Below are 16,495 nucleotides of genomic sequence, written 5' to 3'. Positions count from 1 at the left end.
TCCCGAACGACCGCAACCGAAAAGTTGCAAAAAAATGACTGACTGCTGCATTCCCCAGCAAAACCCCGCCTTATACCCTTTTATGCACAAAGTTATCCACAGTGATGCGAAAAAGTGAAAATGTGCGAGCGTTGCGCAAACGTTTTCGTTAAAATGCTCGCGCTTAACAAGGATGCCTCGTCAGGTGTGTTAGATGAGTTTTTCGCAGGAAAATTCATCTAACGCTCTCTGTAATCGTGAAATCCAGGGGATTTACCATGCAACAACGTCGTCCAGTCCGCCGCGCTCTGCTCAGTGTTTCTGATAAAGCCGGTATCGTCGAATTCGCTCAGGCACTTTCTGCACGCGGTGTAGAACTGCTTTCTACAGGCGGTACCGCTCGCCTGTTAGCAGATAAAGGTCTGCCGGTAACCGAAGTATCCGATTACACCGGTTTCCCGGAAATGATGGATGGACGCGTCAAAACCCTGCATCCGAAAGTCCACGGCGGTATTCTTGGCCGTCGCGGCCAGGACGACGCCATTATGGAACAGCACGACATCGCGCCGATCGACATGGTTGTCGTTAACCTCTACCCGTTTGCCCAGACCGTTGCCCGCGAAGGCTGTTCTCTGGAGGATGCCGTAGAGAATATTGATATTGGCGGCCCAACCATGGTGCGCTCAGCAGCCAAGAACCATAAAGATGTGGCTATCGTGGTGAAGAGCAGCGATTACGAGACCATTATTAATGAGATGGATGCCAACGAAGGGTCGCTGACTCTGGATACCCGTTTCGACCTCGCCATTAAAGCTTTCGAGCACACCGCAGCGTATGACAGCATGATCGCCAACTACTTCGGTAGCCTGGTGCCGGCTTACCACGGTGAAAGCAAAGATCCTTCTGGCCGCTTCCCGCGTACCCTGAATCTGAACTTCATTAAGAAACAAGATATGCGTTACGGTGAGAACAGCCACCAGCAGGCTGCCTTCTATATAGAAGAAGAGGTAAAAGAAGCCTCTGTTGCGACCGCTCAGCAGGTTCAGGGCAAAGCGCTCTCCTATAACAACATTGCCGACACCGACGCGGCGCTGGAATGCGTGAAAGAGTTCAGCGAGCCGGCCTGCGTTATCGTCAAGCACGCCAACCCATGCGGCGTGGCGGTAAGCACCTCTATTCTGGATGCCTACGATCGCGCCTACAAAACCGACCCGACCTCCGCGTTCGGCGGCATTATCGCCTTCAACCGCGAACTGGATGCTGAAACCGCACAGGCCATTATCTCCCGCCAGTTTGTCGAAGTGATTATCGCGCCATCGGCCTCCGAAGAAGCGCTGAAAATCACCGCGGCAAAACAGAACGTGCGCGTACTGATTTGCGGCCAGTGGGCAGAACGCGTGCCGGGCCTGGACTTCAAACGCATAAACGGCGGCCTGCTGGTTCAGGACCGCGATCTGGGCATGGTGACAAAAGCCGACCTGCGCGTGGTGACCAAACGCCAGCCGACCGAACAGGAACTGCGTGACGCGCTGTTCTGCTGGAAAGTGGCGAAGTTCGTAAAATCCAACGCCATCGTCTATGCGAAAGAGAACATGACTATCGGGATAGGCGCAGGCCAGATGAGCCGCGTTTACTCTGCGAAAATCGCGGGTATTAAAGCAGGTGACGAAGGTCTGGAAGTCAAAGGCTCCGCCATGGCCTCTGACGCCTTCTTCCCGTTCCGTGACGGTATCGACGCCGCAGCCGCTGTGGGCATCACCTGCGTGATCCAGCCAGGCGGTTCAATCCGCGACGACGAAGTGATTGCCGCTGCCGACGAACACGGCATCGCGATGATCTTCACCGACATGCGCCACTTCCGCCATTAATTCCCGGAGCTGAAAATGAAAGTATTAGTGATTGGTAACGGCGGACGCGAGCACGCGCTGGCGTGGAAAGCGGCGCAGTCTCCGCTGGTGACAACGGTCTTCGTGGCACCGGGCAACGCCGGTACCGCACTGGAACCCGCGCTGCAGAACGTGGCTATCGGCGTGACCGACATTCCGGCGCTGCTGAGTTTTGCCCAGAGCGAGAAAATCGACCTGACCATCGTCGGCCCGGAAGCGCCGCTGGTGATTGGCGTGGTGGATGCGTTCCGCGCAGCGGGCCTGAAAATTTTCGGCCCAACGGAAGGCGCCGCGCAGCTGGAAGGCTCCAAAGCCTTCACCAAAGATTTCCTCGCGCGTCATAACATCCCGACGGCGGAATATCAGAATTTCACTGAAGTGGAGCCTGCTCTGGCCTACTTACGTGAGAAGGGCGCGCCGATTGTTATCAAGGCCGACGGTCTGGCCGCCGGTAAAGGCGTGATCGTCGCGATGACGCTCGACGAAGCCGAAGCCGCAGTTCAGGATATGCTGGCGGGCAATGCTTTCGGTGATGCGGGCCACCGCATCGTGATCGAAGAGTTCCTCGACGGTGAAGAAGCAAGCTTCATCGTGATGGTCGACGGTGAGCACGTTCTGCCGATGGCCACCAGCCAGGACCACAAGCGTGTGGGCAATGGCGATACCGGCCCGAATACCGGTGGAATGGGGGCTTACTCCCCCGCTCCGGTAGTGACTGACGAAGTTCACCAGCGCACCATGGATCGCATCATCTGGCCTACCGTGAAGGGAATGGCGGCAGAAGGTAATACCTACACCGGTTTCCTTTACGCAGGTCTGATGATCGACAAGCAGGGTAACCCTAAGGTCATCGAATTCAACTGCCGTTTTGGCGATCCGGAAACGCAGCCAATCATGCTGCGCATGAAATCCGATCTGGTGGATCTGTGCCTGGCAGCCTGCGATGGCAAGCTGGACGAGAAAACCTCCGAGTGGGACGAGCGTGCGTCTCTCGGCGTGGTGATTGCTGCGGGTGGTTATCCGGGCAACTACAGCACCGGTGATGAAATCCACGGCCTGCCGCTGGAAGAGATTGAAGGTGCGAAGGTGTTCCACGCGGGTACGAAGCTGGATGGCGACGATCGCGTCCTCACCAACGGCGGACGCGTGCTGTGTGCAACCGCGCTAGGCCATACCGTGGCAGAAGCACAGAAACGCGCCTATGCGCTGATGGCAGATATTCACTGGAACGGTAGCTTTAGCCGTCAGGATATCGGCTATCGCGCTATTGCGCGCGAGCAGGGGGAGTAACGGAACCGTCTGTTCCCCCTCACCCTGCCCCTCTCCCTCAAGGGAGAGGGGATTTACCTCAGAAACTCTTCTCCGTCGGCTGCCAGGTGCAGAAGTCTTCGTTCGCCACCAGCAGCAGCTGAGAGCCTTCCGGCGCCTCAAGCCACGCCACGCTCACTTCCATTGATGAATGACGCTGACGGCGTTGAATGTGTTCGGTTGCCCAGGATTCGAGCTCAGGCTTGACCGTCTGCCCTTCGCAGGTTGTCACCGACCCATCGGCATGCCAGCGCCCCTGGCGCAGCACAACGCGACCCAGACGAAGCGCATCGCTGGTCTGGCGGATTTGTTCGGCACGATAACGGTAGAGGGCGATTTGATCGCTGGAAAGCTGCTGTTTTTGACCGCTGACTTCGCGCTGCATAAAGCTCAGCTCGCCATGGTCGTCAAAACGCACTTTCACATGTTCGGGGGTTTTGCTGTAGACGTTCAGTTCAATCAGCGACAGGTCATCTCCCTGCCAGCGATATTCCGCAGTCGACGTATTGCCGTTATGCCACGGGCTGAAGGCAGAAAGCAGATGAACTTCGCCGCCGGAATCTTTGCGCCAGACCCTGACCGCGCCCTGGTTGTCCGCGTAACCGCTGGCGGTAAACGGCGGCAGGGAGGTGTCGTGGCTACAGGCTGACAGCAGCAGCATGCCTGCCAGCGCGAGCGTTCCACGCCAGAAAGACAAAAGGGGCGTTACCGCCCCTTCGCTAAAACTGTTCACTGCCACGCGTCTTACTTAACAGCGTCTTTCAGTGCTTTACCAGAAACAAATGCCGGCACGTTAGCTGCGGCGATTTTGATTTCTTTACCGGTCTGCGGGTTGCGGCCAGTACGCTCAGCGCGGTGGTTCACTTTGAAGGTACCGAAACCAACCAGTTGTACAGCATCACCTTCTTTCAGAGACTCAGTAATAGCAGCCAGGGTAGATTCCAGAGCAGCTTTAGCCTGCACTTTAGACAGATCAGCCTTGTCCGCAATTACATCAATCAGTTGAGTCTTGTTCATAAGTTATCCTTTCAATGTGTTTATCGCTTGCTAAGCATCGAGTGCGACGAAAATGCCAAAAAAGCACTCTCCTGCATACACGCACCGATAGCCACTTTTTTTCGCCCCCCAAATGTAGACCAGACAAGGGGCGAAAGGGAAGAGTCGAGGAGCGACAAAACGGGCGTTATCTCAAGATTTATTGTCTCATTGGTTAAAAATTATACCAATATTGCTCTCGCCAGCCTCTCGTAAGTCCGCGCGCAGCCCTTTTATCAGCTCAATATCGCGTTCTTCACACTCTGCTAACAGGCGGAAAATTTCCCACTGAATGTCCCATTCTTGCTCAACCGCCGGGTTCGCACGCAGCTCTTCGTCGGTCATTTCCCGACCTTCCTGGGTCATTTCCAGCATCGCGACGGTCGTAATAGATGCCTTACTGACTTCAATAGCGTGCTCCAGCGTTTCACCGCTCAGTCGGGAGTGCAGCAGTTCGCTTAACGCCACGCAGGCATCAATTGCCGGGTAGACGCCGTACAGGTCAAAATCATCCGCCACCGGAATCGCCTCTTCCAGCTTTTCGAGCTGAGAGTCGAAATTCACCTTCGCGTCTTTCACCGTCAGCGTTTCCCAGATCAGATCCAGAATGCGGCGGTAGATATGGCCATCACCAAAACCCGTCTGCTTGCAGAACGCGGCATAGTTGGGATACATGCGCTCGCACAGGCAAGCCATAAAGGTGACGTGCTGCCAGCTTTCCAGCTTTTCAAGGCGCAGGTGAATTGGGTTTTGTAGCATGATGATCTCTCGAATCGAAAATTAGGCGCAGTTTACCTGAATCATCGCTGAATTTCCTGCCAACGAACAAAAGCCGGACGTGAAGACGCCACGGCGTCTGCCCAGCGCGTCGGCTCCGGCAAGCGGTAGCCCTTCATGCAGCGCTGCACCCACGCGAGGGCGCTGTCCATGCTCACACGGTGCCCGGTAGCGATAAAGAGCGGGTTACAGCGTGCCTTGCTGCGCCAGACCCACGCCAGCTGCTCGCCTTTATGGATGAGCGGCGCCAGCGCACCCGGCTCGGATGAAAGAGGTTCAAACGCGCCGCACAGGCGTTTCTTGGCGACGCCAATGGTCGGCACATCCACCAGCAGCCCAAAATGACTGGCAACGCCTAAACGACGCGGATGTGAGATCCCGTGTCCATCGACAAACAGCAGGTCAGGTTTTTGCGAAAGCTGCTCCCACGCTGCCAGCAGCGCGGGATATTCGCGGAAGGAGAGAAAGCCCGGAATGTACGGCATGGTGGTCGCGATACGCTCGACCTTGTACTCCACCAGCTCAAGCGAAGGGTATTTCAGTACCACCATCGCCGCTCGCGTCACGTCCCCACCCTGCTCGAATCCGACGTCTGCTCCGCCAATGTACTGCGGAGGGTCCTTATCCAGACAATCCTCGCGGATCACCGATGAGGCCAGTTCGATTTGTTGAGCGCGTAGCGACGCGAGATCCATAACGACTCCTTACTTGTGATACTGGGCAGAAAGCCGATGCACCGCCTCCACAAATACGCCTGCGTGTTCTGGCGGCACATCCTGATGAATGCCGTGGCCGAGGTTAAAGACGTGGCCTTCCCCCTGGCCGAAACCAGACAGTATAGTCGACACTTCTTCTTCAATGCGGGCTGGCGGCGCATAAAGCATGGACGGGTCCATATTGCCCTGCAGCGCTACTTTGTCGCCCACGCGACGACGCGCATCGGCAATATCGGTGGTCCAGTCGAGACCCAGCGCGTCGCAGCCGGTTGCCGCCATCGCTTCCAGCCACTGGCCGCCACCTTTGGTGAACAGCGTCACCGGCACGCGGCGACCTTCGTTTTCACGCAGCAGGCCGTCGACGATTTTATGCATGTAATACAGGGAGAACTGCTGATAATCGCGCCCGGTCAGCACGCCGCCCCAGGTATCGAAAATCATCACCGACTGCGCGCCCGCCTTAATCTGCGCGTTCAGATAGAGCGTAACGCTCTTCGCCAGCTTGTCGAGCAGCGCATGCAGGGCCAGCGGCTCGGCGTACATCATCTTTTTAATCATGGTGAAGGCTTTGCTGCTGCCCCCTTCCACCATATAGGTCGCAAGCGTCCACGGGCTGCCTGAGAAGCCAATCAGCGGCACTTCACCTTTCAGCTCGCGGCGAATGGTGCGCACGGCGTTCATCACGTAGCCCAGTTCGCCTTCCGGATCGGGGATCGGCAGCTTGTCCACGTCGGCTTTGCTTTTGATCGGAGAGGTGAAACGCGGACCTTCACCGGTTTCGAAGTACAGGCCAAGGCCCATCGCATCCGGAATGGTCAGAATATCCGAGAAGAGGATCGCCGCATCCAGCGGGAAGCGGCGCAGCGGCTGGAGCGTCACTTCACAGGCCAGCTCGGCGTTTTTGCAAAGCGACATAAAATCGCCCGCCTGCGCGCGCGTGGCTTTGTACTCTGGCAGATAGCGTCCCGCCTGGCGCATCATCCACACCGGGGTGACATCAACGGGCTGGCGCAGCAGCGCACGCAGATAACGATCGTTCTTCAGTTCGGTCATTTTTGCAGTTCCTTAAGCGTCATGGCCTCAGTGTAACACTACTCATACTCGGCCCGACACATCGCCACGGTATCTTCTATTAGCCGACGCGCCACGGTACCCGGTGGGGGGAGCAGCGGTAGATCGTCATAGCGATACCAGTTCGCATCCAGCAGCTCTTTCCGATCGATAACGATCTCGCCGCTGTCATATTCGGCCATAAAGGCCGTCATCAGCGACTGCGGGAACGGCCACGGCTGGGAGGTAACGTAGCGCAGGTTCTTCACTTTGATGCCGCTCTCCTCCATTACCTCGCGCGCCACCGCCTGCTCCAGCGTTTCGCCCACCTCGACGAAGCCGGCCAGCACGGTGTGTACGCCGTTGCGATGACGTGTATGCTGCGCCAGCAGAATGGAATCATCCCGGCGGATAGCGACGATAATGCACGGCGCAATCTGCGGATAGTAGCGCTCGCGGCAGTGGCTGCAGAGCATCGCCCACTCGGTTTTGCTCGGGTGCATGGTATGACCGCAGTAGCCGCAGTATTTGTGCGAGCGATAAAACTCCGCCAGCTGCACGCCGCGCCCCGCCAGCTGGAACAGGCCCACGTCCAGATCCAACACCTGGCGAACGGATCCCATATCCTGACGACGCGCTTGCTGGATCAACCACACGGGCTCACCCTGCCACTCGCCGATCTCTAGCGCAGGCTGGCCCACGAGATCGAACGTTTCCGCCGCACCGTAGGGCAGTTCTCCACCGGGCAACCATAATTTTTGTTCGTGGCTGACGATCCACCAACCCAGATCTGATTTTTCAATAATACGATCCATATCTATTGCACTACCTTCGCTTCACTGACATGTTGTTAGCATTGTGGTTACATTCTGGATGAGCAGATTCAATCCTACACTTTGCGGAGTCGACCATGTTAAACCAGCTAGAAAGCCTGACTGAGCGCGTTAGAGGAAGTAACAAACTGGTGGATCGCTGGCTGCATGTGCGCAAGCATCTACTCGTGGCTTATTACAATCTGGTCGGCATTAAGCCTGGCAAAGAATCGTTTATGCGACTGAACGAAAAAGCGCTGGATGATTTTTGTCAGGGCCTGGTCGACTATCTGTCCGACGGCCATTTCAATATTTATGAACGCATTATCCGCGAAATGGAAGGGACAACGCCGTATTTAGCGGCCAGCAAGCTCTATCCGCTGCTGGAAGCCAATACCCAGCAGATCATGGATTACTATGATTCCGCGCTCGAGAATGCCATCGATCACGATAACTATCTTGAGTTCCAGAAAGCGCTATCCGACCTCGGCGAAGCGCTGGAGGAGCGATTCACGCTGGAAGATAAGCTGATCTCTCTCGCCCTGGACAATGATTTGAACATCAGTAACGAAGAGAACGTCGCGCGCCCTGCTTGAGTTCTTAATCGTTAACGAGTAATTTACAACCATTCGCCCCTCTCACGAGGGGGATTTTTCTTGTCGGAGTGCCCAGAGCGAAAGCCGGGCTGAGACCGTTAATTCGGGATCCGCGGAACCTGATCAGGCTAATACCTGCGAAGGGAACAAGAGTCACACTGCTGTTGTATCGCCCCCCGGGCGATCCTCTCTTGCTTCATCCGTCGTCTGACAAGCCATGTCCTTCACTTTTGGAATGAGCTATGTCTACTGCAAAACTGACCCGCCGCGAACAGCGCGCACAGGCCCAACACTTCATCGATACCCTGGAAAGCACTGCTTTCCCGAACTCGAAACGCATCTACATTTCCGGCTCGCAGGACGATATTCGCGTTCCGATGCGCGAAATCCACCTCAGCCCGACGCTTATCGGCGGCAGCAAAGAGAATCCGCAGTATGAAGACAACGAAGCCGTGCCGGTGTATGACACCTCCGGCCCATACGGCGATCCTGATGTTGCCATCAACGTCCAGCAGGGGCTGGCAAAGCTGCGCCAGCCGTGGATTGACGCGCGTAACGACTGCGAAGAGCTGAGCGTGCTCAGCTCTGCGTACACCAAAGAGCGCCTGGCCGACGACGGTCTGGACGAGCTGCGCTTTACCGGCCTGCTGACGCCAAAACGTGCTAAAGCAGGTAAATGCGTGACCCAGCTGCACTACGCCCGCCAGGGTATCGTCACGCCGGAGATGGAGTTCATCGCCATCCGTGAAAACATGGGTCGCGAGCGTATCCGCAGCGAAGTGCTGCGCTATCAGCATCCTGGTGAAGGCTTTGGCGCTCGCCTGCCGGAGAACATCACGCCGGAGTTTGTGCGTGACGAAGTGGCCGCCGGGCGCGCGATTATCCCCGCCAACATCAACCACCCGGAGTCCGAGCCGATGATTATCGGCCGCAACTTCCTGGTGAAGGTCAACGCGAACATCGGTAACTCGGCCGTCACCTCCTCCATCGAAGAAGAGGTGGAAAAGCTGGTCTGGTCCACGCGCTGGGGTGCGGATACGGTAATGGATCTTTCCACCGGCCGCTATATCCATGAAACCCGCGAATGGATCCTGCGTAACAGCCCGGTGCCGATCGGCACCGTCCCGATTTATCAGGCGCTGGAGAAGGTCAACGGCATTGCCGAAGACCTCACCTGGGAAGCGTTCCGCGACACCCTGCTGGAGCAGGCCGAGCAGGGCGTGGACTACTTCACCATTCACGCGGGCGTGCTGCTGCGCTACGTGCCGATGACCGCGAAGCGTCTGACCGGCATCGTCTCGCGCGGCGGCTCCATCATGGCGAAGTGGTGCCTCTCCCATCACCGGGAAAACTTCCTCTACGAACACTTCCGCGAAATTTGCGAGATCTGCGCCGCCTATGACGTCTCTCTGTCACTGGGCGACGGCCTGCGCCCGGGCTCCATCCGTGACGCCAACGACGAAGCGCAGTTTGCCGAGCTGCACACGCTGGGCGAACTGACCAAAATCGCCTGGGAGTATGACGTGCAGGTGATGATTGAAGGCCCGGGACACGTGCCGATGCAGATGATCCGCCGCAACATGACCGAGGAGCTGGAGCACTGCCACGAAGCGCCGTTCTACACCCTGGGACCGTTGACCACCGATATTGCGCCGGGCTATGACCACTTCACCTCAGGCATTGGCGCGGCGATGATCGGCTGGTTCGGCTGCGCCATGCTCTGCTACGTGACGCCGAAAGAGCACCTCGGCCTGCCAAACAAAGAGGACGTGAAGCAAGGGCTGATTACCTACAAAATTGCCGCCCACGCGGCGGATCTGGCCAAGGGCCATCCGGGCGCGCAAATCCGCGATAACGCCATGTCGAAGGCGCGCTTTGAATTCCGCTGGGAGGATCAGTTCAACCTGGCGCTGGACCCGTTCACCGCCCGCGCCTACCACGACGAAACCCTGCCGCAGGAATCGGGCAAAGTCGCGCATTTCTGCTCCATGTGCGGACCAAAATTCTGCTCGATGAAAATCAGCCAGGAGGTGCGCGACTACGCCGCAGCGCAAACCATTGAAGTGGGCATGGCGGACATGTCTGAAACCTTCCGCGCCAGAGGCGGCGAAATCTACCTCAAAAAAGAGGAGGCGTAATGTACCAGCCCGATTTCCCGCCCGTCCCCTACCGTTTAGGGCTCTATCCGGTGGTGGACAGCGTGGCGTGGATAGCGCGACTGCTGGAAGCAGGCGTTCGCACGATCCAGCTGCGCATCAAGGACAAGCACGATGACGAGGTGGAAGCCGATGTGGTTGCCGCCATCGCGCTGGGGCGCCGGTATAACGCCCGCCTGTTTATCAACGACTACTGGCGGCTGGCCGTTAAGCACCGGGCGTACGGCGTGCATCTGGGCCAGGAGGACCTGGAAACAACGGATCTGAGCGCAATCCGTGAAGCCGGGTTGCGTCTGGGCGTGTCAACGCACGATGACATGGAGATTGACGTGGCCCTGGCGGCCCGTCCCTCTTACATCGCGCTCGGTCACGTCTTCCCGACGCAAACCAAGCAGATGCCCTCCGCTCCGCAGGGTCTGACGCAGCTGGCAAGTCACGTTAAACGCCTTGCCGATTACCCCACTGTCGCCATCGGAGGAATCAGCCTTGAACGTGCCCCGGCGGTGCTGGAGACCGGCGTCGGCAGCATCGCCGTCGTCAGTGCCATCACCCAGGCCGCAGACTGGCGGTCCGCCACCGAACAGCTGTTACAGCTGGCAGGAGCAGGCGATGAACGATAGTGACTTTATGCGCTACAGCCGTCAGATCCTGCTGGAAGATATCGCCATCGACGGACAGCAAAAGCTGCTCGCCAGCCGGGTGCTGATTGTCGGTCTGGGCGGATTAGGCGCACCCGCCGCGCTTTATCTGGCAGGCGCAGGTATCGGTACGCTGGTGCTGGCCGACGACGACGAGGTTCACCTCAGCAACCTGCAGCGACAAATCCTCTTTACCACCGAGGATATCAACCAGCCGAAAGCGCAAATCACCCGGCAGCGCCTGGCGCAGCTCAACCCGGATATCGAGCTGATTGCCTTACAGGAGCGGCTTAGCGGTGAAAGCCTGCGCCGTGAAGTCGCCCTTGCCGACGTGGTGCTGGACTGCACGGACAACATGGCGACGCGCCAGGCGATTAACGCCGCCTGCGTGGCAAATCATACTCCGCTCATTACCGCCAGCGCGGTGGGGTTCGGCGGGCAAATGATGGTCCTGACCCCGCCTTGGACGCAGGGCTGCTATCGCTGCCTGTGGCCAGACGATACCGAGCCGACGCGCAACTGCCGTACGGCGGGCATTCTTGGCCCGGTGGTCGGGGTGATGGGCACCATGCAGGCGCTGGAGGCCATCAAGCTGCTCAGCGGCATGGAGACGGAACGCAATACGCTGCGGCTGTTTGATGCCCGCTCCAGCAGCTGGCGCCAGCTGGCGTTACGCCGCGCCAGCCGCTGCCCGGTATGTGGAGACCGCGATGCGCATTCTGTTTAACGATGAGCCGATGAGATGCGACGACGGGCTTACCATTGCCGCACTGCTCGACAAGCTGCGTCAGCTCAAGCCGGGAACGGCGCTGGCGCTCAATCAACAGATCCTGCCGCGCGAGCAGTGGGAACATCAGCAGGTCAATGAAGGCGACCAGATCCTGCTGTTTCAGGTTATCGCAGGGGGCTGAGATGTTACGTATTGCCGATAAGGTTTTTGATTCGCATCTGTTTACCGGAACCGGAAAATTCGCCTCGCCGCAGCTGATGGTGGATGCCATTCGCGAAAGCGGCAGCCAGCTGGTGACGCTGGCGCTCAAGCGCGTGGATCTGCGCCACCACAGCGATGCTATTCTGGCTCCGTTGCTGGAAGCAGGCGTCACGCTGTTGCCCAACACCTCCGGCGCCAAAACGGCCGAAGAGGCGATTTTTGCCGCGCAGCTGGCCCGCGAGGCGCTCGGCACCCGCTGGCTAAAGCTGGAAATCCATCCGGATGCCCGCTGGCTGCTGCCCGACCCGATTGAAACGCTGAAAGCGGCTGAAAAGCTGGTGCAGCAAGGGTTTACCGTTCTGCCCTACTGCGGCGCTGACCCTGTCCTGTGCAAACGGCTGGAAGAGGTCGGCTGCGCCGCCGTCATGCCTCTGGGTGCCCCCATTGGCTCCAACCAGGGGCTGGAAACCCGCGCGATGCTGGAAATCATTATTGAGCAGGCTACCGTGCCGGTGGTGGTTGATGCGGGCATCGGCGTGCCCAGCCATGCCGCGCAGGCGCTGGAAATGGGTGCCGACGCGGTGCTGGTCAACACGGCCATCGCGGTTGCCGACGATCCGGTCATGATGGCGCGTGCATTCCGCATGGCCGTAGAGGCTGGCCTGCTGGCAAGGGGAGCCGGCCCCGGTTCGCGCAGTTTCCAGGCGCAGGCCACCAGCCCGCTGACCGGTTTTCTGGAGGCGATCTCATGAGCACGTTTACCGAGCGCTGGCGGCAGCTTAACTGGGACGACATTGCCCTGCGCATCAACAGCAAAACGGCGGCTGACGTGGAGCGCGCGCTGCATGCCCGCCATCTGACCCGCGAGGATCTGATGGCCCTGCTCTCCCCCGCGGCGAGCGCGTACCTCGAACCGATGGCCCAGCGAGCACAGCGGCTCACCCGCCAGCGTTTTGGCAACACGGTGAGCTTCTACGTGCCGCTCTATCTCTCCAACCTGTGCGCCAATGACTGCACCTACTGCGGTTTTTCCATGAGCAACCGCATCAAGCGTAAAACGCTCGATGAAGATGAGATTTCCCGGGAGTGTGCGGCCATTCGTGAAATGGGCTTTGAACATCTTCTGCTGGTCACGGGCGAACATCAGGGAAAAGTGGGAATGGACTATTTCCGTCAGCACCTTCCCGCCATTCGTCGTCAGTTTGCGTCGTTGCAGATGGAAGTGCAGCCCCTGTCGCAGGAGGAGTACGCAGAGCTCAAAAACCTCGGGCTGGACGGGGTCATGGTCTACCAGGAAACATATCATGAGGCGACGTACGCCCGGCACCACCTGAAGGGTAAGAAACAGGATTTCTTTTTCCGGCTGGAAACGCCGGACAGGCTCGGCCGCGCGGGTATCGACAAAATCGGTCTGGGTGCGCTGATCGGGCTCTCCGACAGCTGGCGGGTGGATTGTTATATGGTGGCGGAACATTTGCTGTGGCTCCAGCAGCACTACTGGCAGAGCCGTTATTCCATCTCCTTCCCGCGCCTGCGCCCCTGTGCGGGAGGGATCATACCGGCTTCGCTAATGGATGAACGCCAGCTGGTGCAGACGATCTGCGCGTTTCGCCTGCTCGCCCCGGAAGTTGAATTATCGCTCTCAACGCGTGAGTCCCCGGCGTTTCGCGATCGCGTTATCCCGCTTGCAATTAACAACGTCAGCGCATTTTCCAAAACGCAGCCTGGCGGCTACGCCGACGATCGTCCGGAGCTGGAGCAGTTTGTGCCGCATGACGGGCGACGTCCGGAAGCGGTCGCCGCAGCCCTGACGGCGCAGGGCCTTCAGCCTGTCTGGAAAGACTGGGACAGCTGGCTGGGAAGAGCCTCGCAATGACGTTGAAACGCACAGCAACATCATAGAAATTTGTCGAGACGCTACGAAAAGGCAAAACCGGATGATTGTCATCGATCGTCCGGTTTTTTATTGTCACAAGGTCAGCAACGGATGCTGACCGGGGCGAAAAGCTTCTTCCTCGTTTCGCCCTGCCTCTGATTCATTTCACAAACTGCCCCCGGCAAATGAATAAGTGTTTTCTTAATGATTCTTAAGATAAATCATCTCGTCAGAAATCGTGCGCCGTATAATTCACCGCTAACCGCAGGACAGCGACTATGCTGAGAGGATATCGGCAGACGAAAAATATTCACCATCAGGAACGATGTACAGCTCATGGCACTTCACAGCAAAAAGCTCTCTTTTACACGGCCAATCATGCTCAGCTTTGCGGGGATCCTCTGCAGTTTTGCGGTGATCGCGATCGCGGTAACGCTTTCGCAACGAAAGGATTTTCTTGAGGATTATCATAAGATCAATAGCAACTTCACGCATAACCTGGCGGTGAACTACACCGAATCTATCCTGCGTGAAAATGACTATATCCTGGGCCGTTCCGCGATGTACTTTGCCCGCGACGACAGGCTAAACGAGACGCTCAACGTCAACCCGACGCAAGGGCTGCAGATGATGATGCATTTGCAGAACCTGATGCCGACCGTCTCCTCCATCTCGCTGGCGGACACGCAGGGGCATTATCTTCGCGCACCAGAGGTGCTCCCCACGGAGACGAGTAAAACCTTCGATCCCCGGACACGCCCGTGGTTCGTCGCTCAGGCGGAAGCCAGTATCTTCAGTCACTACACCCGTCCCTACATGGACTACTTCACTGGCCATCCGACGGTAACACTCTATAAGCCTTTGATTTCGCCTGAAGGGAGACTGAAGGGAACGCTCGCTTTCCATCTCGATTTGACGTCTATGGGCTTCACCCTGCGCCAGATGGTGGCGCCCGTTCAGGGGGAATTCTTCGTCGTCGAACGCGATGGTGCCGTGGTGCTGCATCCGGATACCGGCGCGCTGTTCAAACAGTACGTGAGCGAAGCGCTGATGGACAAAATGACCAGCGGCGAAGGTCATCTTTACGACAAGAAAAGCAACGCCTGGTATTACTACTACTCGTTTACCAACCCGGACTGGTTTGTCATCTACCGGGTCTCTGGCGAGACGCTCACCGATATTACCCGTCACGAAACAACTATCGTTGGTTGGGGGTTTGCGCTGGCCGCCATCATCATCATCCTCTTCGGCTTATACCTCCGCCACGCCTCGCGTTCAGTGCTGATGCACATTATCAATGCCATCAAAACTGGCGATGTTAGCGAGGCGCCGCGCCTGGAAGCGATGCTGAGCCACACGATTCAGTCCAACAAAGAGCGTGAAATGGCGTATGTTCGCCAGGCCACTCACGATGCGCTGACGGGCTGTAAAAACCGCCGCGCGTTCGACAGCGATGTCGCGGAGCTGCTGAATGCCCAGCAGCCTTTCGCGATGGCGCTGGTAGACATTGATAACTTCAAGTCAATTAACGACACGCTGGGCCACCTGACCGGTGATATTGTTCTGCGTAACGTGGCTCGCGAAGGGATTCAGATCATGCAGCCACATCACGTCTCAATTTACCGTTATGGTGGAGAAGAGTTCGCGGTAGTCTTCCAGGCTGAGCAGATGTCTTCCGCGCTCTCATTGCTGGAAGCGTGGCGTACCGCCGTTGAAAAGCGCGTCTGGCGGGAAGAAAACCTGCGGGTTACGTTCAGCGGCGGTCTTGGAGAGTGGCATTTTGAACCGCTGGAGCAATTTGTCGGGAGCGTTGATAATGCCCTCTACAGCGCCAAACAGCAGGGCAAAAACCGCATTAACCGAACGTCCATCAGCTAATCCTGCCTCTTTCACCCTGCCCGTTTCCACGGGCCGGGTGCCCGACAATGCAAAATTGTAACCGGTTTCAGAAAATCACCGGTTTCTTTGTGATGCCTGACACACAATCGCGGTAAAGCGGTTGTTGAAGCGGTCTGCACGGGATAATTATCAATAAACACATGTAGATCGAGGCTGATTATGAAGAACATCGTTTTATGCTGTGCAGCGGGAATGTCAACCAGCATGCTGGTTCAACGTATGAAAGACGCCGCGCAGAAAAAAGGAGTTGAAGTCACCATTAAAGCCGTTCCGGTTGCGGAGTTTAAAGACAACATCGCGACGGCCGACATCGTATTGCTGGGGCCACAGGTTAAATACGAGCAGGCTAAACTTCAGGCGCAGGCCGAGCCGCTGGGTAAAAAGGTCGCGGTGATCGACATGATGGATTACGGCATGATGAAAGGGGATGCCGTCCTGGAAAAAGCGCTCAAACTTCTGGAGTCATAATGGAAGACTTAGAAACCACGATTATGGAACTGCTGGTCAACGCAGGCGCGGCGCGCAGTGCGGCCCTGACGGCGTTACAGATGGCGCGTAAAGGTGAGTTTGACGAAGCAGAAAAAGCGATGGAAGAGTCGCGCGAATATGTGAAGCATGCGCACACGATCCAGACGCAGCTTATCGGTCTTGATGAGGGGACCGGGAAGCTTCCGGTTAACCTGATCACCGTCCACTCGCAGGATCACCTGATGAACGCCATGGTCATTCAGGATCTGGCGGGCGATATGATTGAGCTTTATCGTCGGATCCCGTTGGTGAATTGAATACATGCAGATGTAAAAAAACCCGCCGAGGCGGGTTTTTTATTTACGGCA

18 protein-coding genes and 1 riboswitch are annotated in these 16,495 nt (G+C 57.4%); of the genes, 12 read left to right on the top strand and 6 right to left on the bottom strand.

Annotation, left to right across the window (positions count from 1 at the left end; all coding sequences use genetic code 11):
• Positions 1-257: 257 nt before the first annotated feature.
• Positions 258-1,847, top strand: a complete 1,590-nt coding sequence (gene purH, locus ACW9E7_RS21660; RefSeq protein WP_458728359.1) for a bifunctional phosphoribosylaminoimidazolecarboxamide formyltransferase/IMP cyclohydrolase — start codon at positions 258-260, stop codon at positions 1,845-1,847.
• Between the two features lie 15 nt (positions 1,848-1,862).
• Positions 1,863-3,155: a phosphoribosylamine--glycine ligase gene (gene purD / locus ACW9E7_RS21655; RefSeq protein WP_458728358.1), complete on the top strand. Its 1,293-nt coding sequence runs from the start codon at positions 1,863-1,865 to the stop codon at positions 3,153-3,155.
• Positions 3,156-3,213: 58 nt separating this feature from the next.
• Here purD and ACW9E7_RS21650 read toward each other — a convergent pair whose 3' ends face one another.
• The 6 genes from ACW9E7_RS21650 to nudC all read right to left on the bottom strand — a co-directional run bounded on the left by ACW9E7_RS21650 (position 3,214) and on the right by nudC (position 7,566).
• Positions 3,214-3,906 carry a DUF1481 domain-containing protein gene (locus ACW9E7_RS21650; protein WP_115877041.1) on the bottom strand — a complete coding sequence of 231 codons (693 nt, stop codon included), beginning with the start codon at positions 3,904-3,906 and terminating at the stop codon, positions 3,214-3,216.
• An 11-nt stretch (positions 3,907-3,917) separates the two neighbouring features.
• Complete coding sequence (gene hupA, locus ACW9E7_RS21645; protein WP_002445246.1) at positions 3,918-4,190, bottom strand: nucleoid-associated protein HU-alpha; 273 nt, start codon at positions 4,188-4,190, stop codon at positions 3,918-3,920.
• A 186-nt stretch (positions 4,191-4,376) separates the two neighbouring features.
• Complete coding sequence (locus ACW9E7_RS21640; RefSeq protein WP_008503468.1) at positions 4,377-4,967, bottom strand: YjaG family protein; 591 nt, start codon at positions 4,965-4,967, stop codon at positions 4,377-4,379.
• Between the two features lie 41 nt (positions 4,968-5,008).
• Positions 5,009-5,680 (bottom strand): deoxyribonuclease V, encoded by a 672-nt coding sequence (gene nfi / locus ACW9E7_RS21635; protein WP_458728357.1) that lies wholly within the window; start codon positions 5,678-5,680, stop codon positions 5,009-5,011.
• 9 nt (positions 5,681-5,689) lie between these two features.
• Complete coding sequence (gene hemE / locus ACW9E7_RS21630; RefSeq protein WP_029742041.1) at positions 5,690-6,754, bottom strand: uroporphyrinogen decarboxylase; 1,065 nt, start codon at positions 6,752-6,754, stop codon at positions 5,690-5,692.
• Positions 6,755-6,792: 38 nt separating this feature from the next.
• On the bottom strand, positions 6,793-7,566 hold the full coding sequence (gene nudC / locus ACW9E7_RS21625; RefSeq protein ID WP_115877038.1) for an NAD(+) diphosphatase: 774 nt from the start codon (positions 7,564-7,566) through the stop codon (positions 6,793-6,795).
• A 95-nt stretch (positions 7,567-7,661) separates the two neighbouring features.
• Here nudC and rsd point away from each other — a divergent pair, with 95 nt between their 5' ends.
• From rsd to ACW9E7_RS21575, 10 genes are all read left to right on the top strand, one after another.
• Positions 7,662-8,159 carry a sigma D regulator gene (gene rsd, locus ACW9E7_RS21620; protein WP_115877037.1) on the top strand — a complete coding sequence of 166 codons (498 nt, stop codon included), beginning with the start codon at positions 7,662-7,664 and terminating at the stop codon, positions 8,157-8,159.
• Between the two features lie 54 nt (positions 8,160-8,213).
• A riboswitch (TPP riboswitch) is annotated at positions 8,214-8,322 on the top strand.
• A gap of 79 nt (positions 8,323-8,401) precedes the next feature.
• Complete coding sequence (gene thiC / locus ACW9E7_RS21615; protein ID WP_458728356.1) at positions 8,402-10,297, top strand: phosphomethylpyrimidine synthase ThiC; 1,896 nt, start codon at positions 8,402-8,404, stop codon at positions 10,295-10,297.
• A complete protein-coding gene (gene thiE / locus ACW9E7_RS21610) occupies positions 10,297-10,935 on the top strand; it encodes a thiamine phosphate synthase (RefSeq protein ID WP_458728355.1) in 639 nt (212 codons plus the stop codon). Before thiC ends, thiE begins: the two co-directional genes overlap by 1 nt.
• Positions 10,925-11,680 carry a HesA/MoeB/ThiF family protein gene (locus tag ACW9E7_RS21605; protein WP_458728354.1) on the top strand — a complete coding sequence of 252 codons (756 nt, stop codon included), beginning with the start codon at positions 10,925-10,927 and terminating at the stop codon, positions 11,678-11,680. Before thiE ends, ACW9E7_RS21605 begins: the two co-directional genes overlap by 11 nt.
• On the top strand, positions 11,664-11,864 hold the full coding sequence (gene thiS, locus ACW9E7_RS21600) for a sulfur carrier protein ThiS (RefSeq protein WP_149367511.1): 201 nt from the start codon (positions 11,664-11,666) through the stop codon (positions 11,862-11,864). Before ACW9E7_RS21605 ends, thiS begins: the two co-directional genes overlap by 17 nt.
• Position 11,865: 1 nt before the next feature.
• A complete protein-coding gene (thiG, locus tag ACW9E7_RS21595; protein ID WP_111966108.1) occupies positions 11,866-12,636 on the top strand; it encodes a thiazole synthase in 771 nt (256 codons plus the stop codon).
• On the top strand, positions 12,633-13,760 hold the full coding sequence (thiH, locus tag ACW9E7_RS21590) for a 2-iminoacetate synthase ThiH (protein ID WP_458728353.1): 1,128 nt from the start codon (positions 12,633-12,635) through the stop codon (positions 13,758-13,760). The genes thiG and thiH overlap by 4 nt, the downstream gene beginning before the upstream one ends.
• Positions 13,761-14,096: 336 nt before the next feature.
• Positions 14,097-15,638: a sensor domain-containing diguanylate cyclase gene (locus tag ACW9E7_RS21585; protein ID WP_458728352.1), complete on the top strand. Its 1,542-nt coding sequence runs from the start codon at positions 14,097-14,099 to the stop codon at positions 15,636-15,638.
• 180 nt (positions 15,639-15,818) lie between these two features.
• Positions 15,819-16,127, top strand: coding sequence for a PTS sugar transporter subunit IIB (locus ACW9E7_RS21580; RefSeq protein ID WP_023334100.1), 309 nt, complete (start codon positions 15,819-15,821; stop codon positions 16,125-16,127).
• Positions 16,127-16,444 (top strand): PTS lactose/cellobiose transporter subunit IIA, encoded by a 318-nt coding sequence (locus ACW9E7_RS21575; RefSeq protein WP_008503455.1) that lies wholly within the window; start codon positions 16,127-16,129, stop codon positions 16,442-16,444. The genes ACW9E7_RS21580 and ACW9E7_RS21575 overlap by 1 nt, the downstream gene beginning before the upstream one ends.
• Positions 16,445-16,495: the final 51 nt, after the last annotated feature.

It is taken from the genome of Enterobacter sp. H2G27, assembly GCF_054403075.1.
This window is presented reverse-complemented; position numbering and strand designations above follow the sequence as displayed.